Source organism: Marixanthomonas ophiurae (assembly GCF_003413745.1).
Classification (GTDB): domain Bacteria; phylum Bacteroidota; class Bacteroidia; order Flavobacteriales; family Flavobacteriaceae; genus Marixanthomonas; species Marixanthomonas ophiurae.
Window position 1 is genome coordinate 663,792 of sequence record NZ_QVID01000001.1, and the last position, 23,746, is coordinate 687,537.

Sequence of the window (23,746 nt, forward strand, 5' to 3'; positions counted from 1 at the left end):
ATTTTAATGAAAAAAGGTTGATGATTTGAAATACAAATCATCAACCTTTATACTATTTCGATTATATTGATATTCAGAAATTACACCACTCCTTGAGCCATCATAGCTTCTGCTACTTTTACAAATCCTGCAATATTGGCTCCTTTTACGTAATCTACATACCCATCGCCATCTTTACCATATTTAACGCAAGCTGCATGAATATCGTTCATGATTGTATGAAGTTTTTCGTCTACTTCTTGAGCAGTCCAATTTAAACGTAATGAATTTTGAGACATCTCTAGACCTGAAGTTGCAACACCTCCAGCATTTGATGCTTTACCAGGAGAAAATAATATTTTAGCTTTCTGGAAAACTTCTATTGCTTCTGGAGTAGAAGGCATATTAGCTCCTTCGCCCACGCACATACAACCGTTATCTATTAGTGTTTTAGCTTCATCAGCATCTAATTCGTTTTGAGTTGCACACGGTAAAGCAATATCGCATTTTATGCTCCAAGGACGTTTACCTTCATGGTATTCAGCCCCAGCATATTTATCAACGTATTCTTTAATACGTCCTCTTTGTTCATTTTTAAGCTCCATTACAAAAGCTAGTTTTTCTTCATCTATTCCTTCAGAATCATATATAAAACCTGATGAATCTGAAAAAGTAACTACTTTACCACCAAATTCCATCGCTTTTTGAGCCGCAAATTGCGCTACATTACCAGATCCTGAAATTACAACCGTTTTTCCTTTAAACGATTCGCCTTTAGTTTCTAACATGTTTTTTGCAAAGTACACGTTTCCATAACCAGTTGCTTCTGGACGGATTAATGATCCTCCGTACGAGCGTCCTTTTCCTGTTAAAACCCCGGTAAACTCATTTCGTAATCTTTTATATTGACCAAACATATAGCCAATTTCACGTCCTCCAACGCCAATATCTCCTGCAGGAACATCGGTATTTGGACCAATGTGTTTAGCCAATTCTGTCATAAAACTTTGACAAAAACGCATTACTTCATTATCACTTTTCCCTTTCGGGTTAAAGTTAGAACCTCCTTTTCCACCTCCCATTGGCAACGTGGTAAGACTGTTTTTAAAAACTTGCTCAAATCCTAAAAACTTTAAGATGCTCAGGTTTACTGAAGGGTGAAAACGCAATCCTCCTTTGTATGGTCCAATCGCAGAGTTATACTCAACGCGATATCCTTTGTTAACTTGAATGTCGCCATTGTCATCTATCCAAGGGACTCTGAATAATATAGTGCGCTCTGGCTCTACCATGCGCTCTAGCAACATTTTGTTTTGGTATTTTTCGTTTTTTTCTATAAACGGAATAACTGTTTCTGCAACTTCAGTCACAGCCTGCATAAATTCAGGTTCATTGGGATTGGATTGTTCAACTTTTGAAATGAAATCTTGAATACTTTGTTTCATCTTAGAAAAGGGTTTTTATTGTTTGTAGGAAAGTATTTCGAAAATAAGAAGATGATTTTTAAACTTTTACAAATAGTTTCTACCGCTTCAAAATACTTTAAAAAATTTGTTTACGTTATTAGATTGCAAATATAAACGTTATATAAAAAAAGGACGTTAATTTTTTACAAATAAGCTAAATATCTTTATTATATTTCACTGTTAGATATGTTTTTATATATTTGTTACGATTCAAACTAAACCCAATCGACAATGAATACCAGAAATCTACTATTGGTATTTTTACTACTAATTTCTGCTAGACAGGAAGTTTTAAGCCAATTTGGCTTCTCTCACGAGGTAGGTGTAATTACAGGACCTGTCACTTTTTATTCAGATTTTGGACAACGAAATGACTTTGAAACCAATGCAGGAAACGTAGGTTTTGGTATAGGTTTAGTGCATTATTTAAACTTTTCTTACAGAGCTGATTGTAATTGTTATACTCGCGACACCTACTTTAACGATCATTTTAAAATACGTAATGAGATAGATTACCATAAAACCAACTTGGAACATATGGGGCGTTGGGTTGACCCTGATGACAACTCTGAGTTTGCACAACAGTTGCGTGCCATGGAAGCTTCTACAACTGTTTTTGATATTGGTTCACAACTTGAATATTACCCTCTTAGTATTAGAGATTTTGCTGCCGGAGGTTACAAGCTTGCTCCTTTTGTAAGCTTGGGTGTTCACTATGTCAATTTTAATCCAGAAGTTACATCAAGCCGCGGTCCGTTAAACACACCTGCTTCCACCCCTGTTAAATATTTAAACGCATTTCAACAAGAAGCTGCATCTACATTCTCTATGGTAGGAAGTATTGGAGTTCGATATAAATTAACGCCTTTGAGCGACCTGATGCTCGATAGCCGCTGGCAATATTATTTTAGTGATTGGGTAGATGGTCTAAACCCAGGTATAGACCAAAATGAAGTACGTCCTGTTCCCGAAAATAAAAGTAATGATTGGATATTCTGGTTAAATGTAGGGTATATTTACTATTTAGATTAAAGAAACACACTTATTATATAAAGTCCGAAACTGTTAGTTTCAGGCTTTATTTTTATACTAAAATCAATTTTTGTTATCCAATTGCTTGTTTAAGATCGGCAACCAAATCGTCTCCATCTTCAATACCAACACTCAACCTAATTAGGGAATCTACAACTCCCGTCTTTTCACGTTCTGCTTTTGGGATGCTAGCATGTGTCATACTCGCAGGGTGTCCAGCTAAGCTTTCTACGCCTCCTAAACTTTCTGCTAAGGTAAATATGTTTAAGTTCTCCACTATTTTAATGGCTTCTTCATAGTTATTCCCTTTAGTAGTAAATGAAATCATCCCTCCAAAACCGTCCATCTGTTTTTTAGCAATATCGTGATTAGGATGATTTTTTAGTCCAGGCCAATATACATTTTCTATTTTTGGATGGTTAGAAAGATATTCTGCTACCTGTTTACCGTTTTCACAATGGCGCTGCATTCTTACATGTAATGTTTTTAAACCTCGTAATACCAAAAAACAGTCTTGTGGCCCAGCGATAGCTCCACTAGCATTTTGAATAAAGTATAATTTATCGGCTAGCTCCTTATCTTTTACTGCTAAAGTACCCATCACCACATCACTGTGTCCCCCTAAATATTTAGTAGCACTGTGCATTACAATATCTGCTCCTAAATCTAAAGGACGTTGCAAGTAGGCTGTCGCAAAAGTGTTATCTACTGCTAAGAGAACATTATGCTTTTTAGCAACTGCTGCTGCTTTTTTAATATCGATAATGTTCATCATTGGGTTGGTTGGTGTTTCTACCCAAATGAGTTTTGTTTTATCGGTAACGTATTCGTCTATTTTTTCGGCGTTTTCCATCCCGATGAACTTGAATTTAATCCCGAAATCTTCAAAAATAGACGTGAATAATCGGTACGTGCCTCCATACAAATCGTTGGTAGAAATCACCTCATCACCAGACTTCAATAACTTTAGAACCGCATCAATTGCAGCTAAGCCGCTTCCAAAAGCCATTCCGTGGTTTCCATTTTCAATACTAGCAATAGCTCGTTCTAAAGCATCTCTTGTTGGATTAGCGCTCCGGGAATACTCAAAACCCTTATGGCCACCAGGTGTACTTTGCGAGTAAGTAGTAGTTTGATAAATAGGAGGCATAACAGATCCATAAGCTGGATCTATTTCTTTTAGTCCCCCGTGAATTGCTTTTGTATTAAATTTCATATCCTTCATCTATACTGTTGCTTTTAACCTTTTAATATAATTTTGAGAGTTGCTTTCTCTAATCTTACTACTTTTGATAAATAAAGATACTGGTTTCCCTTTGGAAAGATAAACCCATCAATTATTTAACGTATGAATAACAAATTTTTACTCATTTGCATCTGTCTATTTTCATTACTAAGTTGTAAAAAAGAACAACCCCTTTCTTTTTCTTCAGAAAGTTTCACTGAAAAAACCCTCCCCGACTGTAACAATGGAGACTGTCCTGAAATTACTATCAACTATTTTACGGTAGAAGGAGAAGAAGCTGTTTCAAAAAATATTAATTCTAAAATAGAGAGATTTATTCTTTCTTCCTTAAAAACCATGGAAGAAGAACCAACTGCCAATAGTATGGAAAAAGCGGCAACAAACTTCATTAAAACATACCGAAGGGATAAGGCAGAATTTCCAGATATGGCAGGCGAATATGTAGTTGATATTACGGTGCGTAGGAATCTTGAAAACTCTGAAATCCTTTCGGTTGAAGAAAAACAATATAAATTTACTGGCGGTGCCCATGGCTACGGGAGCACCACTTTTGCTAATTTTAACCCTAAAACTGGCGAGTTACTTCAGAAAAAAGATTTGTTTAATAATATAGCTGATTTTAAAAGTTTTGCTGAAACAGCGTTTAGAAAACAACATACTATTTCAGAAAGCGAATCGATAAACTCAACGGGTTTTTGGTTTGAAAATGAAGCATTTTACCTTCCTGAAAATATCGGGTTTACAGAAAGCGACGTGATTATAGTTTATAATCAATACGACATTGCTAGCTATGCCGATGGTCCTATTGAACTGAAAATACCAATAGAAAAAGCCAAAGAGTTTCTAACCTTTTCACTTGATTAAATTCAAAATGTATATTTAAAATAACAAACCATGAAAAAAGTATATTATTTGAGCAGTTGCGATACATGCAAGCGTATTATGAAGGAAATTGAAATTCCTCAATCGTTTCAAAAACAAGACATAAAAACCCAAGGCATCACTGAAAATGAACTGGAAGAGCTTTATAATTTAGCAGGCACTTATGAAGCATTGTTTAGTAAACGCGCTCAATTATACAAAAAGCGTAACTTAAAAGATGAACAGTTGCTCGAAGAAGATTTTAAAAATCTGTTATTGGAACACTACACTTTTTTAAAGCGGCCTGTTATCGTGAATAATGACGAGATTTTTATCGGTAATAGTAAAAAAACGGTTGAAGCCGCTAAAAATTCAATCCATAACAATACATGAATAGCCGAGTACTAGCCTTACTCGCGGCTACTGCTGCCAGTGCTATATATGGAGTAAACCATACCATAGCAAAAGACTTGATGCCTACTATAATTGAACCTTATGGATTTATCGTCTTGCGGGTGGGTGGTGCTGCTGTACTATTTTGGGCGATAAGTATCTTTTATCCTTCGGAAAAAATTGACAAGAAAGATTGGCCACGAATCATTGCCTGTGCTTGTTTTGGAATGGTTATAAATATGTTGATGTTTTTTAAAGGTCTAAGTTTATCCACGCCAATTAACAGTTCCGTTGTGATAACGCTCTCGCCAGTATTGTTGCTTATTCTTTCAGCCTTATTTTTAAAAGAACGTATTACCCTTCGAAAAGCGATAGGTATTTGTATGGGTTTAGCCGGAGCCTTGGTGTTGATTTTATTTGGGTTGAAAATTCAGCCGAACGCACCCAACATTCCATTGGGTAATTTGTTGTTTATTATTAATGCCACTTCGTATTCCATCTATTTAATTATTGTAAAACCGTTGGTTTCAAAATATAGCTCTATCACATTAATGAAGCTGTTTTTCTTATTTGCCATAGTAATAAACCTACCTATAGGATTTACTGAATTTAAAGCTGTAGATTGGTTTAATTTACCGTTTGATGCTATTTGGAAACTGGCTTTTGTAGTGATTGGGACTACGTTTTTAACGTATTTATTCAACATTTATGCTCTAAAGCAATTAAGCCCATCAACCATTGGTGCATTTATTTATCTACAGCCCGTATTAGCTGTTTTATTTGCTGTTTTGTTAGGTGCTGACACGCTTACCCCAATTAGAATAGTAGCAGCTGTATTGATTTTTTTAGGGGTATATCTTTCTTCTAGAAAACCGAAAAGAAGAAAAAATCTATCGACTTGATATTTTATTTAATGTGAATAAATTAAACAAATAAAAAAAGAGCCCCGAAAGGCTCTTTTTTGTTTTATAAATTACGAATTACCAAATTCGAACGCGATCTTCTGGTGCTAACCACATAGAATCTCCTTCTTTAATGTCAAATGCTTCATAAAAAGAATCTACATTTTGTAAAGGCTGTGTTGCACGGTAACGACCTGGCGAGTGTGGATCGGTTTTCACCTGCTCGCTCAATGACTCGTCACGTTGCTTAGTACGCCAAACAGTTGCCCAACTCATAAAGAATCGTTGCTCTGGAGTAAACCCATCAATTTTTTCTGGACGTCCGTTCTTTTCGTAAAAACGTTGTAAACCATCATAAGCAGCTAATACACCACCTAAGTCACCAATATTTTCACCCAAAGTAAATTTACCATTGATAAACACACTGTCTAATACTTCAATATTGCTATATTGTTCAGCCAATTGGTTTCCTCTTTTAGTAAAGTTTTCAAGATCGGTATCGGTCCACCAGTTTACTAGGTTTCCGCTGGCATCAAAACGTGATCCACTATCATCAAAAGCGTGAGAAATTTCGTGACCAATAACAGCTCCAATTCCACCGTAATTTACAGCTTCATCAGCTTTATAATCGTAAAAAGGTGGTTGTAAAATTGCTGCTGGGAACACAATCTCGTTGTTAAACGGATTAAAGTATGCATTCACTGTTTGTGGCGACATACCCCATTCGGTACGGTCTACAGGTTCATTAATTTTTTCTAAGTTGTCTTTCAGGTTCCATTTACCAACAGCGATCATATTATCGTAATAACTGTTTCCTGATTTTACTTCCAAGGTTGAATAATCTTTCCACTTGTCTGGATATGCGATTTTAACAGTGAATTTATCCAATTTTTCAATGGCTTTTGTTTTGGTACTATCACTCATCCACTCTAAATTGTTGATGCGGTCTTCAAAAGCTACGATGATATTTTTTATCATATTTTCAGCTTTTTCTTTAGCTTCTGGAGGAAACATTTCGTCCACATACAATTTACCGACAGCTTCACCAACCGTTCCGTTTACAGTACTTAAAGCTCTTTCGTCTGCTGGTTTTTGTTTTTTACTTCCGTTAAGGTATTTGCTGTAAAAATTCCAGTTTGTTTTGTCAATTTCGGTAGTTAGCATTCCTGCAGAATCATTTAAGGTTGACCAACGTAGTACTGTTTTCCAAGTATCTACATCGTCATTTGCAAGTGTTTTTTCAACAACATCCATATACTTAGGCTGCATCACGATTAACGTATCGACCGCTTTGGTTACACCCAAGTCTTTTATCGCTTGCTCCCACTGGATAGTCGGCACCATCTTCTGTACTTCTGCCACAGATCGTGGGTTATTAAAGTTTCTAAAATCACGACTTGCTACTTTATCTAATCTTGGTTCTGCCAATTTTGTTTCAAAAGCTAAAATGGTTTCAGCTTGCTTACGTGCTTCTTCTTCAGTATCTCCTAAAAATTGAAGCATACGCGTAATATGGTTTACATACTCCTTTCGTATTTCAATAGATTTGGCGTCCGTATTGGTGTAATAATCACGATCTGGCAATCCTAATCCACCTGGAGTAAGATAAGCCGCATTCATAGCACTATTACTTGGGTTTGAATATGCCGCAATGCCAAAAAACGGTTGGCTCACCATTGTTGCATCTTCTGTAATAACTTTTTGAAAATCTTTTACCGAAGAAATACTTGCAATTTTATCCAATGCCGGTTGTAAAGGTTTAATTCCAGCTTCGTCTCGCGCTACAGTATCCAACTTCGTTTCAAAAATCATTAATGCTTTAGCCTGATCTGTATCATCGGCATATTTGTCACTTTCTTTTGCTGTTTCAAGAATGCCCAACATATCATGAGCAGTCTTTTTTCTTAACACACCAAAGCCACCCCAACGTACTTGATCGTCTGGAATTTCAGTGTTTTTCATCCACGTACCATTTACATAATTGTAAAAGTCATTTTTAGGATTTACAGTGGTATCCATATTTGAAAGGATAATCCCGCGCTCTTCTTCTTCGTTTTGAGCCATTTTTTTGTCCTTGTTATCACAAGCACTTACTGCTAAAGTAAGGACTGCAACAGCAACAACAGATTTTAACATATTTGTTTTCATTGTCTGGTTATTGAATTAGTACTTTTTTAAAGTTTGAATTATCTATATACGTATCAAAAAATTGATATTGTTACAGTTATTGTTGGGTTTTATCTTTTAATTCTTCTTGAAATATCGAGTCCCTAAGCCTTTTTTGCGTTTCAATTTCTTTTTTCTCGGTATTGATACGCTGCTGGTCTATAGCGTCTTTTTTAAATTTATCATTAAGCTGAACAATTAGATTACTCGTAGCATTATTCATCTCAGCAATGTATGTTTGAAGTGTAACAGAATCGATATGAGCTCTATGAACTAATTGGTCCAATAAATGGGCTCTTGTTTTGGCTATCATAACACGAGATTTTATAGACTGTACAGCCAATGTATCGGGTATTTTTTTTGCAATGGAATCGGTATATACTAAAAGACGCTCTGTTTTATTTTTCAATTCTTCCACAGTGCTTCCATTAATAGATATTGCCTGAGATTCGAAGTCTTCAAAAGCGCCCCATTGGTTAGTGTACGAACGAGTATTTTCAGATAATTCAGGAAATGAAAAGCTTGTGTTTCCATATAAAACATCGGTGTGTTCTTGTAGGGTATCGGTTTCGTTTTGCGTTTCTTCATTTCCGCAATTAACCATAAGTACGCCAATAAAAGCTACCGTTAAAAAAGATAAAAGTCGATTCATTCTAAATTTCAACAAGTGACAAATATACGTGATATCTGTAAAATTAAGTCCGTTTTGTGTTAAAGAAGTCCCTTATATAATGAGTATCTTTGCCCTGCTTTAAATCGATTAAAACTCCACTATGAAAAAAAGAATCCTCATTATTGGTGCTTGCGGGCAAATAGGAACTGAATTAACTGCCTTTCTACGAAACAAATACGGCGCTCACAAAGTAGTTGCCAGCGACATTCGTGAAGGAGACGATGAATTGATGGAAAGCGGTCCATTTGAGGTATTAGATGCTATGGATTATGATGCCGTGCAAGACATAGTAATTAATTACGAGATTACCGATGTGTATTTAATGGCGGCTATGCTTTCAGCTACGGGTGAAAAATTCCCTATGAAAGCTTGGAACCTGAATATGAATTCTCTTTTTAACGTTTTAAATCTAGCTAAAGAAGGAAAAGTGGACAAAGTATTCTGGCCTTCTAGTATCGCAGTCTTTGGCTCTACAACCCCAAAACAAGACACCCCACAACGTACCGTAATGGAACCTTCTACTGTATACGGAATTAGCAAACAAACCGGAGAACGTTGGTGCGAATATTACAACAAACGTTTTGGAGTTGATGTTCGTAGCATTCGCTATCCTGGTATTATCAGTTATAAAACTCTTCCTGGCGGCGGAACCACCGATTATGCGGTCGATATTTACCACAAAGCCTTAAAGCACAAAAAATATATTTGTTTTTTAAATGCTGAAACCACCTTACCGATGATGTATATGGAAGATGCCATTAGAGCAACTGTAGGTATTATGGAAGCCGATGAAAAAGACATTAAAATAAAGAGTTCTTATAATTTATCTGCTATGAGCTTTAATCCTGAAGATGTTACAGCAAGCATCAAAAAACACATTCCCGAATTTACAATTAGCTACGAACCTGATTTTAGACAAGAAATTGCTGACAGCTGGCCCAGTAGCATTGACGACAGCAAAGCCCGTGAGGATTGGGGTTGGCAGCATAAATATTCGTTAGATGAAATGACAGAAGAGATGTTGAAGAATTTGAAGGGGGAGTATAAGTAAACCTGTAAAAAATCATAAAAAAGGATTGCTATTTTATTTTCACAAAGTGGGTATAAAAAAGTTACTCCTATTCAGATTGCCAAAGTAATTTTTGGGCAGTACCAAAAGATCCCAATTGATAGACGCTTATGGAAGTAGCTTGAAACTTCGTTGGTCGAAAATTGTTTTGATTTAAACTGTCCAATAATGACGTTTTAGCTACGCCGAGGCTGATGTGTGGATTGTAGTTCTCAAAGCTATGCTCAGGTACAAAAACAGGCACATAGTCTATGGTAAATTGATCTATGGGTGTGTCATCGGTGTTTTGTACATACGATTCTTGGGAACCGTTGGTAACCATATATGGTTTTACAAGTGCTATTACTTTTTTATGAAGTGTTACTAACTGGTTACTTTTTTTAATACGGATAGACGAGAAACTTTCCTCTTTCTCTTTTGTGTACTGAAGATTATCAGCCCATAACGTATCATGCTCCACCGTTTTATAAAGTCCTTTTAATGCTTCAGCTACGTTGGAAAGATCACTTTCTGGAATATAACATTGCAACAGCGTAATATGTGGAATATGGTTTTTATCTAACGTAAAGTTAGTGGGATTGTCTTTTACTATCGCCTGGTTCAATTGAATGGCCTGTTGATCCATTTCTTTAGGAAGCGTTAGCAGTACGTCTATGGCTATAATTTCCTCTTGTTTCGGGGCGCAAGCGCTGGCAATGAAGAAAATGGATAATATAAGACCGAGAATGTTTTTGTTCATATGGTATGATTAAAGTTGGTGCTTGTATTGGGAAAGAAACATTATCCTTCCAAAAAATAGGACACCATCGTTTCGCTTAAACGATCCTGGTCTACTTGTCCTATTGGGTGTTTAAAACCTTCTATTTCCAAAAAAGTGCCATTGCTTAAAGTATCAGCCAATTGTTCTGATTCTTTCTTGCTGACCATCGTATCTTCTGTGCCCAGACAGACCAAAACTTCCGAATTAATGGTTTTAAAAGATTCCGAATTAATTGCTTTCCCGTTCCCTAATCCGTGCATCATCGTGGCTGTTTTTGTTACAAGATGTTTCCAAGTAGCTGAACCGTGCTCTTTTTTTAGTACTTCAACAAATTGTGGGATTTTTTCGACCATCTTTTCGGGGTTCAGGAGTCTAACTTCTTTTTCGGCCGTTTCAGGATCCCACTGAACTTTTGTCCCCAACGTCATCACTTTTTGGACTTTTTCAGGATACTCTATCGCTAATTTTAGCGCTACATACCCTCCCATACTATAGCCGAAAATGCTAGCCGAAGCCAATGAATTATCTTTCATAAAACGCAACACATCCTCCTGAAACAATTTCATAGAAAAACCTTTATCGGTCGGTTTGTTTCCGTGCCCAGAAAAATTGAATGTATGCACTTGAAAATAAGGCTCCAGCAATTTCTTTAAACGGGTAAATTGGGTTTGGCTACCCAAAGCACCGTGAAGTAATAGTAAGTCGGTCTTTTTTTTCATATTAAAAAAATGATTATTAGGAGACGCCAAGCGTCTCCTAATTTTCTTTAAATGCTTTTAACAAAGTCTGAAAACACCTTTTTATGACGTTCCAAATCTAGATTACCAGAAACAGATACCCGGACAATATAATCTTTGTCGCCCTCTTTAGTCGTCCCCTGCGTAGAAGTTGCAGGTACCGTCCAGTAGCATCCTTTTAACTGTCCGTAGCTCACACAAAACTTACTTTCATTCGGGATTTCGGTAATCATTAAATTGATTAACTTCAGGTTTAACGCTCTTTTATACGCTTCTTTTTCTTCAGCTGTTTCCCCTTTTGTGGGAAGATCTAATGAAAATACGGAGGGTGTAAACCCTTCAGCTGCTAATTCCTCTGAAACAAAGTTGATCTTTGCTTTTGGTAAAACATCGTGGATAAAGATTACAAATTCACGTGTGTTTTTATAAGCATCCTTAATCCGTTGGTTCATAGAAGGCATTTGCTTTGCCAATATTTCATATTGAAGTGCTGTAGCCTCATTATCGCAAAGATTTAGATGTGCTTCAATTTTATCTAGTAGTGAATTAGTTTTTGTATTTCCTACACAATAACCGGCCGTACATTTTCCGCCACTTGGGAATTTCGATCCACTAACATACGAAATAGTCCGCACTGTTGACAGTATTTCACCTTCCCCCAAAAAGTGATAGTTAGGGCAAAAGGTTTGATCTAAAATAAAAACGGGATCAATCGCAGTTTCACCTGTCGCCGTTTTACGTTCTTGACTTAAAACTTGTTTTAATTTTTGAAGGTCTGGAACTTCAACTCTAGGATTTGTCGGAATTTCAGCAATGATATACGGAACCGCATCTTCCTTGGCAATTTTAGTTAAAATAGTGTCAATACTTGTAACCATATCGTTATCACCATCCACGGGTAAATCTACCACTTCAACAGTATCAAGACACGCGGCAACACGTCTTGCTTGGTCATTTGTACCGCCGTAACAATTAGGAGGAACAATAAATTTGATGTCTTTGCCTTTATGGTTTTCTAATGCATCGTGAACGAGTCCCATCATAATCGCATACTGCATCGATAGCCCACAAGATGCAACAAGTGCCTTTGTAGTAGTGCCAGTAATGGTATTAATGGAATCTACAACACTTTTTTTGTTGGTTTCGACAGTATTTTGTTGAGCTTCAAAAGAAGAACTTTCTACTAAAGATTTTAACGCAGTATAACAATTGTCTGGCGTCATTGAAATGGTTTCCCTTCTTCTTACATGCTGTATTTCTGAAATATAGGGTTTATTTTGCGACCCATTTACCGTTAAAATACTTCCAAGGTGATCATGAAGGCTGATATAAAAGTCAACATTTGAGTTGAGTGCAACAGTCGAGATTTTATCATCTTGTGAAATAAAAATAGTACTGCCGTTAAATTCAGAAACATCCGCTACGTTGTCAACTTTCTTTAATTCAAATTTATATCCATACACACGTTTCACCGTTTCAACATCAAAATCTTTCGGTAATTCATCTGTGTAAACTATTTGAGTGTCCTTATGGTTTAATAAGTTTTTTCTCAAAATCGCCAAAATAGGAATCGTCTTGGATTGAAAACTGATTACGTTTTCTGAGTTAAGATGATGCACGTTTGCAATTCCCCATTCTAGTATACTAGATAACGGATGCCCTAATCGAATATAATCATAGGCAGTAGGTAATGCCCTGAGTGCCGATGTTTCGGCATTATTTTCTTTAAATAAGTTTTCAAATTGATCTAAAAACTGTGTTTTCGCCAATTTTTCATTATAAATATCCAGTCGATGGGTTGTTAGCTTCAACCAGTCTGTTGGCATATTTTCTAATACATCTTTTATATAATTGCGCATCTTATTGTCTGTCATATTTTATTTTTAGGTAGATTGGAAACATACGGTATTTAGATTTGTTTTAAAAGTAATATAAGACGTTTTGTAACACTTTAACTATTACACGAAACTACTATTTTGTAGCCTCGCCAAGAATCACTTCGACAAGCTCAGCATAAACTTCTCTTCTTTTCTCGTAGCCTCGCCAAGAATCGAACTTGGATCTAAAGTTTAGGAAACTTCTATTCTATCCATTGAACTACGAGGCCAATTGAATTTCAATAATAATACTACTTTTTTTTATCCCAATACACATAGACGCCAAAAGCAACTAAACAGACCAAGGAGCCCCACAACAATCCATTTTTTAAACTGTCGGTGTTTTGCCCTACAATAGCTATAAAGATAGTCAATGGTGTAATGCCCAACATGGTGGCACCAATAAAACGCCAATAGCCCATATTCAAGATCCCACCAACAAAACTAATTGCGTCGTTAGACAAAAATGGATTTATACGGGTTACCACAACAGCCCAAAAACCATAATCTTCAATAAAACCTTCGATTTTCTGTTCGGTTTTTCCTCCGATAATTTTTTCTACCAAGATTTCACCAAAATAATTACCGATGGCATAGCCTACTGAAGATGCCGTAAATACGGATAGTAAAATGATTAAACTTCCCCAGAGGGGTCCATATGCCAAAACCGAAACAACCATAAGTGCTACAGAAGGAATTACAATTAAAAACATTTGAACCACCATCGCTAAGACAAGCACCACCGGTCCCAGCCAACCAAAGCCGGAAACCCACTCCTCTATACGTTTTTCATCATTACTGGTAAGAACATTCCAAGCTTCGGTAAAAAACTGTTCAACAGAAGGAATTGTAAAATAACAGATAACCAAAGTAGCCACCAATGCAATTGAAACATACAAAGGCAAGCGTCCTTTGCTTTTTGAAGAATCGGTGTCGTTGTTACTCATATATCCTGTTAGGTTTTTATTTCAATTCTACTTTTAAAATACTAGGCACGCCGCCTGTTGCTTCATTAGAAATATACAACGTCCCGTCTGGAGAAAAAGTAATCCCTTCGGGTTGATAAAAAACCTTATTATTTAACGGATATTCTTTTTTTACGGAACCATTAGAGTTTACAATTAGTATTCTGGGTTTTGTACCTTGAAGCACGTAGATTTCTTTTGTTTTAGGATGAATGGCAATATCTGAAGGGCGGATTTTTTTCAGCGTTTTTTGTAAATCGGCATCTGTTGCGGTGATTAATAAAACTGGTTTTTCTTGTAATGTTTTTGTATCCAAATTATAACCGTAAATGCCCCTGCCGCCATTGTCAAAAGGTTCATGGTCTTTAGCCATTAGTAAGAGCCTGTTGTTTTCTTGATCGGCCAAAAGCGTTTCGATATTGTTTTTTTCTGAAAGGGGTAGCTCGTATTGATTAAAGACGGGTTCTTCCCCCAAAAAGTCAAGCAATTCAAAAATTTCACCGTCACTACGTACCACATACATATTTTCGCCCATTAAGGCTAATCCTTCATAATCGCCATCGCCTGCAAATTTCACTTGACCGTCCAGTTTTTTTGTTTCCAAATTATAGAAAAACACAATTCCTACTTCGTCTTGAATACAGGCAATGCGGCCATCTTTAAGCCACACGATTCCTGAAATTTCATCCAGTATAGAAGGCAGTTCCCAACTTTCAATCACTTCTTGTGTAGAGTCTAATGCAATCCGTTTTTTCTCGATGCGGGTTTTATAAAAATGGTAAAATAAAAAAGATACAACTATTACTACAACAGCAAGAATGGCCACTATTTTATTCATGTGCTTATTCATATATTTTCTTGTTTTGTTAAGTTCCATTTTTAATCCCAATAAGAAATGTTAGTAACTTGCCCTTTTAAATCTATCACCTTTTTAAGGTCTTTAAAAGATTTTTCTATTTCAATTTGATAATATTCCTTGTTGTCTATAAAAAGCAACTCTACATCATCTATTTCTGCATCTGGATGCGTTAATGAAATAGATTTTTTTACCGCTTCAGGTAGTTGCTCGTTGTTTACTTCATATTTATACTTTAAAATCTCTCCTTTGGAATTTAATTTTGCAGTATAATCTACATCCTCTTTTTCAAACTCAACTATAAAAAATTCATCCGATTTTTCCCATTCTCTGTCCGTTGTATTTAAAAAACTCACTTTAAGGGCGTTAACCACTACAGATGGTACTTGATTTTCATCAATATCAATATCGCTTTCACAAGCAAAACTTATGAGTGCTATAGTGATAAGTAAGAGTGTTTTTTTAAACATTTGTATCATAATACAAAAATGAGCTACAAAACTGTAAAGAAATAGGAATTACAATGTTTAAGGATGGTTTTTAAGAAATCTTTAAACTTCGTTTATACCACTTTCTAAAAGCGTATTGTAAAGGTATGAAGCTTTTTACTGTAATTATACTGAAGGTTGTATTGATATTTATCGACAATAGCTTTGGAAATTGCCAATCCTAATCCAGTAGATTTATTAGTAGTTTCACTTTTATAAAACCGAGAAAACAGTTGTTTAGAATTTAATTCTTTTTCTTCGGAAACATTACTAATCGCAACTAAAGTATCGTTTACTTCAATGATTACCTCCGTTTCAACCTTTCCATGCAACACCGCATTTTTAATAAGGTTAGCAAATAGAATACTAGCTAAGTCGCGATTCATACTAATACTTAGCTGCGCATTTTCTTTTATTGTAAATTTTACTTGTTTGTGAGTAGCGAAATCTGAAAAGTCTTCAATTTGTTGATGCAAAAGTTTATTTACATCAACTTGATCTTTAGCCGTAAACTGTTTATTGTCAATTTTTGAAAGCAATAGCAACGATTTATTTAACCGGGTAAGACGTTCTAAATTCTCTAAAGCTGAAATAAGTTTTACCGCCTGCTTTTCATGTAATTCGTTTTCTTCTAGAAAAAGTTCAATTTTATTAATGCTAATAGCTAAGGGTGTTTGCAATTCATGGGCTGCATTTTCAATAAATTGCTTTTGGCTGTTATAACTTTCTTTCGATTTTTCAAGTAATCTTTCTATACTTGTATTAAGTAGAGAAAACTCTTCAATATTGGTTTTCTGAAATTGTATTTCATCATTATTTTCAATACTAAACGTTTTTAATTGTGCTACCAATTTGTAAAAAGGTCGCCATACTTTGCGTAAAAAAACATTGTTAAGCAGTAAAATACTTATTAAAAGAGCGACATATAGGATGATTAAATACAAAAGCAGGTTTTGTAATTGATCGTCTTCTTCTACCATAGAAGTAACCACCTTTATTTTATAATAGTCCCCGTTTTGTTTAAACACACTTTCCAATAACCGAACAGGCTCGTAATCCTCTTCGTTTTGCATATACATTATGGTATCACGGTATTGGTCTTTAACGTTTTTTATTTCTGAAAAAGGAACTTTTTTAATCGTATACCCACTTTCATCAAAGTTCTGCTTACGTAAAATGGTGCTGTCTTTCTCGGCATATTGAATGACCAACATTTTTTGGTTCTCTAACCCATCGTCCAAGCTATCATAGATCTCATCGAACATTGCATAATAAAACAACACAGCCCAAACCGAAATAAGCACCAGCAACAGAATTGAAAAATACGTAGTCGTGTAGTTTAGCAGTTTCATATAACTTCCAGTTTATAGCCCATTCCGTACACCGATTTTATAGTTATATCTGCTTTGTTTGCTTCAAGTTTTTTCCGAAGATTTTTAATTTGTGAGTAGATAAAATCAAAGCTGTCCGTTTGGTCTATATGGTCGCCCCAAACGTGTTCTGCCAAAGCGGTTTTACGTACTAATCTTTTTTTATTTGAAACAAAATATAGCAATACATCAAATTCCTTACGGTTTAATTCAATCTCGGTATTGTCTATTGTTACTTCTCTGGTTTCTGGATTAATGGAAAAATTTCCCAATTTTATATTGGTTTTTCCTTCAAATTGATTGCGCCTTAACACAGCCTTTATTCTCGCGTTTAATTCGGCCATATGGAATGGTTTTGGCAAATAATCATCTGCACCAAAATCCAGTCCTTTTAATTTATCGTCCAAAGAATTTTTTGCCGAAACAATGATAACAGAATCTTGTAATTCCTTTTTTTTAATTTCTTTCAATAAATCGAGTCCGTTGCCATCGGGCAATCCAATGTCCAATAAAATACAATCGTAGTTATACACCCCTATTTTTTCTCTTGCATTAGTAAAATTAGTAGCAGTTTCGACAATATATGATTCCTTTTCTAACGATTCTTGTATGTTTTGAAGCATATCCTGCTCGTCTTCTACGATTAAAATTTTCATCTCAATTCAATTTACCGTTAAAAATACAGCTGAAATCTATAAAGAAATGGGATTATGGTCATTCTTTTACATCTCCATTCCAAATTCTTTACAGTTTTAGGTCTTTACTTTGACCTAAACATAAAAAAGAAATACTATGAAAACTTTAAAATTTTTATTGGTTGCATTATTTGTAACAACTGTTGCAACCGCACAGGATTTAAAACAAACTGATGTCCCTAACAGTGTTCTTTCTAACTTTCAGAAAGAAAACCCAAATGCTACAGATGTAGAGTGGGAAAAAGAAATGGACAATTACAAAGTAGAGTTTGATCAAGACAGTCAAGAATACGAAATCTGGTACTCGACTTCTGGCACTATGGTTAAAATGGAACAAGATATTACTGAAAACATGCTTCCAAAAGCCATTACAAGCGTTATTAGCAGCAAGTATTCTGGATACAAAGTAGATGATTGTGAAAAGATAACTAAAGACAATAAAACTACGTATAAAGTGGAGTTAGAAAATGGGACAGATGAAATGGATGTTGTCTTTAACGAAACTGGAAAAGTAGAAAGTGAAATGAACGACAACTAAATATAATATTCACTTTATTAAAAATAAAAAGCCTTACAGAATTCTGTAAGGCTTTTTTTGCTCCTCCACTTGGACTCGAACCAAGGACACCCTGATTAACAGTCAGGTGCTCTAACCAACTGAGCTATGGAGGAATTTAATTTTTATGTCTTTTTTGAACGTTTTGCTTAACCACACTCTAGTAAGTATTGTTAGGCGGCTGCAAATATACCCAATTTTTAATTTCATCAAAATAATTTTGAAAACTTTTTTAATGAATTTTGCAATTAACTTTAGCTTAAAATTGCTCTAATTTTAGTTCTGAAAGCTTCAGCAAAAAATGCTTCAAAATTTCTTCCGAAGCATTTTTATATATTGTACTCTCTTTCAATAGTATTACTCGAATAGCCAACGGTAAATATCGTTTCCATTTGCAAATAATACCAATGCTATTAGCAAGAAGAAACCGACCATTTGTGCGTATTCCATAAACTTATCTCCTGGTTTGCGACCACTTACCATTTCATATAATAAAAACATTACGTGACCCCCATCTAATGCCGGAATGGGAAGAATGTTCATAAACGCTAGAATAATAGAGATTAAGGCTGTTGTTTCCCAGAAACTTAACCAATCCCACGTATCAGGGAACAAGCTTCCTATAGCTCCAAATCCACCAACTTGTGTAGCACCTTTTGCGGTGAAAACATATTTAAATTGTGTAACATAATCTGTTAAAACATTATAGCCGTAGCTTATTCCTCCCGTAATACTTTCGCCTAGACCATACGTTATTTTGGTACCACTACCTGCTAGCTCTTTAGCGTAGTTGTTCACTCCTATTTGTCCCGTTTCGTTTGGTGTGACGGTAAGGGTTTCTAATGTATTATTTCTTGAAACCACTATTGTGTTTTCTTTATCTTTATTTGCTTTTACCAATGAAGTAAACTGGTGCCAATGCCCCACTTTAGTTCCATTTACAGACACAATGCTATCGCCATTTTTAAAACCTGCTGCAATAGCTGGAAAATCGGCTGCTACGGTATCGATTACCGCATTTCGCATCGGGTTAAATGGGCGTAACACATCTTGCTTAAACATTTTTGTCCCAATATCTTCCGGCATTGCAATTGTTTCTGTTGTTCCATCGCTATGTTCAACAGTAATGTTTTGAACATCCCTTAAAAATAAATGCTTGTTTATTAAAGTAACGTCTTCAAATTCTTTTCCATTTACTTGTAAAATATGATCGCCGTCTTCAAAACCCATTTCCTTAAAAGTCTCAGCTACTGCAAAACCTTTAGGAATATCTTCGTTTGTAATAATTGTAGTTCCGTTGAAAAATAAAATCCCCATATATATTACAAACCCAACGATAATATTCACGGTAACTCCACCCAACATAATAATTAATCGTTGCCATGTCGGCTTACTTCTAAACTCCCACGGCTCAGGTGGTTTAGCCATTTGCTCCTTGTCCATACTCTCATCGATCATTCCGGATATTTTCACATACCCACCCAGTGGCAACCAACCAATACCATAAACGGTGTCACCGATTTTCTTTTTGAAAAGGGCAAATTTTACATCAAAAAAGAGGAAAAATTTCTCGACACGGGTTTTAAATAACTTGGCTGGGATAAAGTGTCCCAGTTCGTGCAATACGATCAATATAGATAAGCTTAATAATAGCTGAATTGCTTTAACGGCAAATGGACTCATATACTTTATAAAATTAGCGTACAAAAGTAATCTTTTATAACCGCTTACAAAAATTAATAAAAAACTACTAAGAGCGTCTTCTAAAACTTTTAACGCTTACAACTTTACCATTTGTTTATTAGGCAGTAATTTTGCCTAAATTATACATATAACATGCTTCAATTTTTTTCAAAATATAAGTTTTTTGGCATCGTGATGCTTGTTCTTTCTGCCATTATCATCACTATTATTTATAATGTTTACACTATTGATGACGGGAAAACCTTACCCATTTATCAGCCCAATGATGTTACGGCTGAACTGGTTGACACAACCATTCAACACGTTAAAAAATACCATGAGATTGCAAATTTTTCATTGACCAATCAAAACGGGCAAACCATTACCCAAGAGGATTATAAAGATAAAATATATGTAGCCGATTTCTTTTTTACTACCTGCCAAACCATTTGCCCAATAATGACAGATCATATGGTTAAAATTCAGGAAAAAGTAAAAAATGATCCTGAAATTATGCTACTTTCACATTCGGTTACCCCAAAAGTAGATACCGTGGCACAGCTTAAAAAATATGCTTTGGAAAAAGGGGTGAACGATAAAAAATGGAACTTAGTTACTGGTGACAAAAAAGAAATCTACGATTTGGCTCGAAAATCATACCTCGCCGCTAAAGACATGCCATATAATGAGTACGATTTAATCCACACTGAAAACTTTGTGTTGGTCGATAAAAAGAAGCGTATTCGCGGATTTTACGATGGTACAGACCCCGAAGCCATTGAAGAAATAATGGAGGATATTAAAATATTAGAAAAAGAAAAATAACGCATTCATTTAAACCGCTTCCAAAAGATTACTTTATCACTTTAAAACCTTGCAAAGCAATCCTAATTCCCTTATTTTTGCGTTGTTTAAAATCAATCTAAATAAAGATAATGAACACAATCGCCACACTTAAAAAAGGGCAACGGGCTATCATTAAAGAGTTTTCGGTAGAACACGTCCCTTTGAAATTGCTCGAAATGGGCTGCTTGCCCGGCAATGAAGTGGCATTGGTACAATCAGCTCCTTTTCAAGACCCAATGTATCTCAACATTAATGGAAGCCATTTAGCTATTAGGAAAGAAACTGCTGCACTTATTGAAATTGAATTATTGTAATCTATGGCTAGGCAAATTAATGTAGCACTTATTGGAAACCCGAATACAGGGAAAACCTCTGTTTTTAATCGCTTAACAGGGTTAAATCAAAAAGTAGGGAATTATCCAGGAATCACTGTTGAAAAAAAACAAGGGCTTTGTAAATTGGATCGTGGCTTAAAAGCTCATATTATTGATCTTCCTGGAACTTATAGTTTAAATGCTTCTTCAGTTGACGAAAATGTAGTGATTGAGTTACTGCTCAACAAAAATGACAAAGATTTTCCAGATGTAGCAGTGGTCGTAGCCGATATAGAAAACTTAAAAAGAAACCTTCTACTCTTTACCCAAATAAAAGATTTAGGTATTCCTGCCGTTCTTGCCATTAATATGGCCGATAGAATGAAGCGCAAGGCCATTTCTCTAGACATTGATGCGCTTGAACAAAAACTAGAAACCAAAATTGCCCTAGTAAGTTCTCGTAAAAATGAAGGGTTTGACAACCTTAAAGAGCTTATTACAAATTACAGCCTGCTTTCTACTAAGCCGTGTTTAAATGCCTCCAGAATTGCACCTGAATATTTTGAAAGACTACGGAAAGCGTTCCCTAATCAAGAGTTATATAAACTTTGGTTGGTCATTACGCAAGATGTTAACTTCGGAACATTAACAAGGAATGAACTAAAAGGGGTTACTGGTTTTCAAACCGAATCGAAAAGCAACCTGAAACGGCTTCAGCAAAAAGAAACCATTGTCCGTTATCAGTTTATAAATGGTGTGTTAAAAGACACCCTGACTGTTGATACGGCAAATGCGAAAGACTTTAGAAGCCGAATGGATCGCATCCTTACTCATAAAGTGTGGGGTTATGTTATCTTTTTCGCCATTCTCATGCTTATTTTTCAAGCTATCTTTGATTGGAGTAGTTACCCAATGGATTTTATTGATAATACTTTTGCCTCCTTCAGTGAATGGATAAAAAATTCGCTTCCACCAGGTGATTTTACCAATTTAATAGCTGAAGGAATCATTCCAGGAATAGGCGGTATCGTGATTTTTATTCCACAAATTGCCTTTCTATTCCTCTTTATTTCCATTTTAGAAGAAACTGGCTATATGAGCCGTGTCGTCTTTTTAATGGATCGAATTATGCGCCGTTTTGGATTGAGTGGTAAGAGTGTCGTTCCGTTAGTTTCGGGTACTGCATGTGCTATTCCGGCGATTATGGCCACCCGAAACATTGAAAATTGGAAAGAACGATTAATCACTATTTTAGTTACGCCTTTTACCACCTGTTCAGCTCGGTTACCGGTATACCTAATTATAATTGCTTTGGTAATTCCCGACGAACGTGTTTTAGGCATATTCAGCCTACAAGGAATCACCTTAATGATTATGTACTTAATAGGCTTTGGCGCTGCAATTGGCTCGGCTTGGTTATTAGATAAATTTTTGAAAATACCAGGGCGTTCATTTTTTGTTATTGAAATGCCCAATTATAAAATTCCGCTACCTAAAAACGTATTGATTACTGTAGTTGAAAAGACAAAGTCCTTTGTTTTAGGTGCTGGTAAAATTATTTTAGCAATTTCTATTATATTATGGGTATTAGCTTCCTATGGACCTGGAGATTTTAATAATGCTGAAGAAATTGTAACTGCTGAGAGTAGTGGGCAAAATCTTACTCAAGAAGAGATAGACACTAAAATAGCTTCCTTTAAGTTAGAGAATTCTTATATTGGTATGATGGGTAAAGGCATTGAACCTGCCGTACGACCATTAGGATATGACTGGAAAATAGGAATCGCAATTGTAAGTTCGTTCGCCGCACGTGAAGTTTTTGTAGGTACACTTGCCACTATTTATAGTGTGGGTAGTGAAGAAGAAGAAACTATTAAAAATCGTATGGCAGCCGAAACAAATCCTGTTTTAGGCACTCCGTTATTCAATTTTGCGAGTGGTGTTTCGTTATTGCTATTTTATGCTTTCGCTATGCAATGTATGAGTACTCTGGCAATTGTAAAACGGGAAACAAACAGTTGGAAATGGCCTACTTACCAATTATTTATCATGAGCGGTATTGCTTATGTATTAGCGTTGGCGGCCTATCAACTATTAAAATAAATGAAGTTATAACCTAACGTTAGGTTATAAAAGAGGTTTCGACCAAAAAATGCTATTAGAAATTAAAAAACAATAAGATTATGCAGACGATATTGGTACTTATAACTTTTTTAATCGCAGCAGGCTATTTGCTGAAGAAATTTGTATGGAGCCCTCTAACTGAAAAAAGAAGGCAAACCACTACAGGAACTTTTGATGGAGGCAACACTAAGTGTGGTAAAAATGATTGTGGTTGTCACTAATTTTTATACGCACAAATTAAAAGCGTATATCCATTATCTATTTTCTCTTTCTCTGTATTAGGATAAGGCATTACTTTCATTCCCTCAAGTTTTATTGTTTCCGAAGAGAAAAATGTATGATTTTTATTCTCCCCTGATTTCGTAGCCCCAAAAATTAATTTTTCCGTCTTGGCATCTACCCCTTCTGCTTCGACCTTAACTTTTACCTTTACTCGACCTTCCCAAATACAGGTAACGTTTATAGGACAACGGGAATCTTCTAATACTTCAAGAAAAGTTATGGAATGACCATTGGTTTTAACAGTTTCTCCTAAAGCTATTTTCATGGCAATTTTTGGCACCTTTATTGGCTTATCTACGTTTTGCTGTGAAAAAACCGTTGTTGAAATGGTTAAAAGCAATAAAGCAACTATCTTTTTCATACTAATCCTATTTTTCAATTTTAAAGGTAAAGAAATATTGCCAAA

At 35.5% G+C, this 23,746-nt stretch carries 24 protein-coding genes and 2 tRNA genes; 10 read left to right on the top strand and 16 right to left on the bottom strand.

Going from position 1 to position 23,746, the window contains the following annotated elements:
* Nucleotides 1–80: 80 nt before the first annotated feature.
* Complete coding sequence (gdhA, locus tag DZ858_RS02920; protein WP_117158046.1) at nucleotides 81–1,424, bottom strand: NADP-specific glutamate dehydrogenase; 1,344 nt, start codon at nucleotides 1,422–1,424, stop codon at nucleotides 81–83.
* A gap of 252 nt (nucleotides 1,425–1,676) precedes the next feature.
* On the opposite strand from gdhA, the gene DZ858_RS02925 reads away from it, so the two are divergent.
* The gene (locus DZ858_RS02925; RefSeq protein WP_117158047.1) at nucleotides 1,677–2,477 is read left to right on the top strand and encodes a THC0290_0291 family protein; all 801 of its coding nucleotides are present in this window, start codon (nucleotides 1,677–1,679) and stop codon (nucleotides 2,475–2,477) included.
* Between the two features lie 73 nt (nucleotides 2,478–2,550).
* Here the strand turns inward: DZ858_RS02925 and DZ858_RS02930 are convergent, their stop codons facing one another.
* On the bottom strand, nucleotides 2,551–3,693 hold the full coding sequence (locus DZ858_RS02930) for a cystathionine gamma-synthase (RefSeq protein ID WP_117159496.1): 1,143 nt from the start codon (nucleotides 3,691–3,693) through the stop codon (nucleotides 2,551–2,553).
* A 132-nt stretch (nucleotides 3,694–3,825) separates the two neighbouring features.
* On the opposite strand from DZ858_RS02930, the gene DZ858_RS02935 reads away from it, so the two are divergent.
* Genes DZ858_RS02935 through DZ858_RS02945 form a run of 3 tightly spaced genes read left to right on the top strand, consistent with a single transcriptional unit; the run spans nucleotide 3,826 to nucleotide 5,879 of the window.
* Nucleotides 3,826–4,587, top strand: coding sequence for a DUF3298 and DUF4163 domain-containing protein (locus tag DZ858_RS02935; RefSeq protein ID WP_117158048.1), 762 nt, complete (start codon nucleotides 3,826–3,828; stop codon nucleotides 4,585–4,587).
* 30 nt (nucleotides 4,588–4,617) lie between these two features.
* Complete coding sequence (locus tag DZ858_RS02940; RefSeq protein WP_117158049.1) at nucleotides 4,618–4,977, top strand: arsenate reductase family protein; 360 nt, start codon at nucleotides 4,618–4,620, stop codon at nucleotides 4,975–4,977.
* Nucleotides 4,974–5,879 carry a DMT family transporter gene (locus tag DZ858_RS02945; protein ID WP_117158050.1) on the top strand — a complete coding sequence of 302 codons (906 nt, stop codon included), beginning with the start codon at nucleotides 4,974–4,976 and terminating at the stop codon, nucleotides 5,877–5,879. Before DZ858_RS02940 ends, DZ858_RS02945 begins: the two co-directional genes overlap by 4 nt.
* Nucleotides 5,880–5,957: 78 nt before the next feature.
* Here the strand turns inward: DZ858_RS02945 and DZ858_RS02950 are convergent, their stop codons facing one another.
* Together DZ858_RS02950 and DZ858_RS02955 are read right to left on the bottom strand one after the other, a co-directional pair.
* Nucleotides 5,958–8,027 (bottom strand): M13 family metallopeptidase, encoded by a 2,070-nt coding sequence (locus tag DZ858_RS02950; RefSeq protein ID WP_117158051.1) that lies wholly within the window; start codon nucleotides 8,025–8,027, stop codon nucleotides 5,958–5,960.
* A 76-nt stretch (nucleotides 8,028–8,103) separates the two neighbouring features.
* Nucleotides 8,104–8,697 carry a hypothetical protein gene (locus DZ858_RS02955; protein ID WP_117158052.1) on the bottom strand — a complete coding sequence of 198 codons (594 nt, stop codon included), beginning with the start codon at nucleotides 8,695–8,697 and terminating at the stop codon, nucleotides 8,104–8,106.
* A gap of 121 nt (nucleotides 8,698–8,818) precedes the next feature.
* Here DZ858_RS02955 and DZ858_RS02960 point away from each other — a divergent pair, with 121 nt between their 5' ends.
* On the top strand, nucleotides 8,819–9,769 hold the full coding sequence (locus DZ858_RS02960) for an NAD-dependent epimerase/dehydratase family protein (RefSeq protein ID WP_117158053.1): 951 nt from the start codon (nucleotides 8,819–8,821) through the stop codon (nucleotides 9,767–9,769).
* Between the two features lie 67 nt (nucleotides 9,770–9,836).
* On the opposite strand, the gene DZ858_RS02965 is transcribed toward DZ858_RS02960, so the two are convergent.
* The 9 genes from DZ858_RS02965 to DZ858_RS03005 form a co-directional block, all read right to left on the bottom strand.
* Nucleotides 9,837–10,526 (bottom strand): 2'-5' RNA ligase family protein, encoded by a 690-nt coding sequence (locus DZ858_RS02965; RefSeq protein ID WP_117158054.1) that lies wholly within the window; start codon nucleotides 10,524–10,526, stop codon nucleotides 9,837–9,839.
* Nucleotides 10,527–10,567: 41 nt separating this feature from the next.
* Entirely contained in the window at nucleotides 10,568–11,266 is a 699-nt protein-coding gene (locus DZ858_RS02970; RefSeq protein WP_117158055.1) for an alpha/beta fold hydrolase, read from the bottom strand.
* 47 nt (nucleotides 11,267–11,313) lie between these two features.
* Nucleotides 11,314–13,158 carry a PLP-dependent aminotransferase family protein gene (locus DZ858_RS02975; RefSeq protein WP_117158056.1) on the bottom strand — a complete coding sequence of 615 codons (1,845 nt, stop codon included), beginning with the start codon at nucleotides 13,156–13,158 and terminating at the stop codon, nucleotides 11,314–11,316.
* Nucleotides 13,159–13,319: 161 nt separating this feature from the next.
* Nucleotides 13,320–13,391 (bottom strand) — tRNA-Arg (locus tag DZ858_RS02980).
* Between the two features lie 21 nt (nucleotides 13,392–13,412).
* Nucleotides 13,413–14,108 (bottom strand): TVP38/TMEM64 family protein, encoded by a 696-nt coding sequence (locus DZ858_RS02985; RefSeq protein WP_117158057.1) that lies wholly within the window; start codon nucleotides 14,106–14,108, stop codon nucleotides 13,413–13,415.
* 16 nt (nucleotides 14,109–14,124) lie between these two features.
* Nucleotides 14,125–14,976: an SdiA-regulated domain-containing protein gene (locus DZ858_RS02990; protein ID WP_158548342.1), complete on the bottom strand. Its 852-nt coding sequence runs from the start codon at nucleotides 14,974–14,976 to the stop codon at nucleotides 14,125–14,127.
* A gap of 29 nt (nucleotides 14,977–15,005) precedes the next feature.
* The gene (locus DZ858_RS02995) at nucleotides 15,006–15,452 is read right to left on the bottom strand and encodes a PepSY-like domain-containing protein (RefSeq protein ID WP_117158059.1); all 447 of its coding nucleotides are present in this window, start codon (nucleotides 15,450–15,452) and stop codon (nucleotides 15,006–15,008) included.
* 104 nt (nucleotides 15,453–15,556) lie between these two features.
* Nucleotides 15,557–16,822, bottom strand: coding sequence for a sensor histidine kinase (locus DZ858_RS03000; RefSeq protein WP_117158060.1), 1,266 nt, complete (start codon nucleotides 16,820–16,822; stop codon nucleotides 15,557–15,559).
* Nucleotides 16,819–17,496, bottom strand: a complete 678-nt coding sequence (locus DZ858_RS03005; RefSeq protein ID WP_117158061.1) for a response regulator transcription factor — start codon at nucleotides 17,494–17,496, stop codon at nucleotides 16,819–16,821. The genes DZ858_RS03000 and DZ858_RS03005 overlap by 4 nt, the downstream gene beginning before the upstream one ends.
* Nucleotides 17,497–17,632: 136 nt before the next feature.
* Here DZ858_RS03005 and DZ858_RS03010 point away from each other — a divergent pair, with 136 nt between their 5' ends.
* On the top strand, nucleotides 17,633–18,073 hold the full coding sequence (locus DZ858_RS03010) for a PepSY-like domain-containing protein (protein WP_117158062.1): 441 nt from the start codon (nucleotides 17,633–17,635) through the stop codon (nucleotides 18,071–18,073).
* 60 nt (nucleotides 18,074–18,133) lie between these two features.
* Here DZ858_RS03010 and DZ858_RS03015 read toward each other — a convergent pair.
* Both DZ858_RS03015 and rseP read right to left on the bottom strand, forming a co-directional pair.
* Nucleotides 18,134–18,207: transfer RNA gene (locus tag DZ858_RS03015), tRNA-Asn, on the bottom strand.
* A 241-nt stretch (nucleotides 18,208–18,448) separates the two neighbouring features.
* Nucleotides 18,449–19,774: an RIP metalloprotease RseP gene (rseP, locus tag DZ858_RS03020; RefSeq protein ID WP_117158063.1), complete on the bottom strand. Its 1,326-nt coding sequence runs from the start codon at nucleotides 19,772–19,774 to the stop codon at nucleotides 18,449–18,451.
* Between the two features lie 153 nt (nucleotides 19,775–19,927).
* Between rseP and DZ858_RS03025 the strand changes: the two genes are divergently transcribed.
* The 4 genes from DZ858_RS03025 (at nucleotide 19,928) to DZ858_RS15120 (ending at nucleotide 23,279) form a co-directional block, all read left to right on the top strand.
* A complete protein-coding gene (locus DZ858_RS03025) occupies nucleotides 19,928–20,599 on the top strand; it encodes an SCO family protein (RefSeq protein WP_117158064.1) in 672 nt (223 codons plus the stop codon).
* 110 nt (nucleotides 20,600–20,709) lie between these two features.
* Nucleotides 20,710–20,934 carry a FeoA family protein gene (locus DZ858_RS03030; protein ID WP_394340444.1) on the top strand — a complete coding sequence of 75 codons (225 nt, stop codon included), beginning with the start codon at nucleotides 20,710–20,712 and terminating at the stop codon, nucleotides 20,932–20,934.
* A 3-nt stretch (nucleotides 20,935–20,937) separates the two neighbouring features.
* On the top strand, nucleotides 20,938–23,037 hold the full coding sequence (gene feoB, locus DZ858_RS03035) for a ferrous iron transport protein B (protein WP_117158066.1): 2,100 nt from the start codon (nucleotides 20,938–20,940) through the stop codon (nucleotides 23,035–23,037).
* An 80-nt stretch (nucleotides 23,038–23,117) separates the two neighbouring features.
* Nucleotides 23,118–23,279 (top strand): ATP synthase subunit B family protein, encoded by a 162-nt coding sequence (locus DZ858_RS15120; protein ID WP_147309565.1) that lies wholly within the window; start codon nucleotides 23,118–23,120, stop codon nucleotides 23,277–23,279.
* On the opposite strand, the gene DZ858_RS03040 is transcribed toward DZ858_RS15120, so the two are convergent.
* A complete protein-coding gene (locus DZ858_RS03040; RefSeq protein ID WP_117158067.1) occupies nucleotides 23,276–23,701 on the bottom strand; it encodes a hypothetical protein in 426 nt (141 codons plus the stop codon). The two genes, DZ858_RS15120 and DZ858_RS03040, sit on opposite strands and share 4 nt — an antisense overlap.
* Nucleotides 23,702–23,746 lie beyond the last annotated feature (45 nt).